This is a genomic window from Nostoc sp. CCY 9925 (genome assembly GCF_963920935.1).
Classification (GTDB): Bacteria; Cyanobacteriota; Cyanobacteriia; order Cyanobacteriales; family Nostocaceae; genus Nostoc.
The window spans coordinates 1-968 of the sequence record NZ_CAWUDO010000289.1; the positions used below are offsets into that span (position 1 = coordinate 1).

Annotated in this window: 1 pseudogene; it reads right to left on the reverse strand. The window is 38.1% G+C overall.

Annotated elements, in window-relative coordinates:
* Positions 1-16: 16 nt before the first annotated feature.
* Positions 17-968: pseudogene (locus ACM0OY_RS40460) on the reverse strand (transposase); the annotation flags it as partial.

The window sequence follows — 968 nt, forward strand, 5'->3', positions numbered from 1 at the left end:
CAATACCTTAGCCAATTTACGAGGGTTCAATGCCTGTAGAAACGGGATGAATACGTCCTAAAGAAGTAAGCTTGGCAAAAATCTGGGTTAATAAAATAGGCTCAGGCATTTCGGGAAGCATTTTTAAAATTTCATGGACATATCGAAAACCACTCTGGGTGAGCCTTAAGGTCAAGAATGCCGGAGTCGGGATTAAGGAGACGAAAATCCCAGAGGAGATGATGGGATAAATTGACCATGAAGAATGCTAGATTAGCAGCATTAGTCACAGCCGTTTGGCTTAAGTTCATAAAATCTTCCAGCCCCCAAAACTGCTTGGCATCACGAAAATTAAACTCGATTTGGAAACGGAGTTTGTAGTAATCGATTATCTTTTCGTATGACAACTTTAGGTCGCTAGAAAATAGAATTACATGGCTACGAGCATTAGTTTTAAGATTGGTTTTGACTAAAATAACTATATTTAGTGCTTGAGCAAATTCCTTGTGGAGTAAAGTAGTTTGATAAATGTCAGTTTTGATATCCTCCTCAATGCTACTTTTACACAAATATGCGTCAGGTATATTACAATAATCCAGCTTATTACCGTATTTACGACGGGATCGACGATTAGGATCGGGGTTTTGGTAAGGTATGTATAATGCTGAATCATGGCGTAACTTGGAAATTATATGCAACTTAACTTGACGAGCCATCTGCAAGGCATTATTGTTCCCAAAATGACCGTCTAACACTAAGTAAGTCAGAGGGATAAAGTTAGCTATTAACAAGACTAACTCATTAATCATCTTCTTAATTCTTAGTAATTCAGATGTGAAAATAACCTCTGTTTTATTCTTGTTCTTGCTCCCTTTTGGTCGTCCACGCTTACGTTTATCTAATGGTTTTTTTTCTGGGGTTGGTGACAGGCTACTTTTTTCTACATCGCTCTTGATTACCTGTTCTATCCGAATCGGAAACGAGTGCCT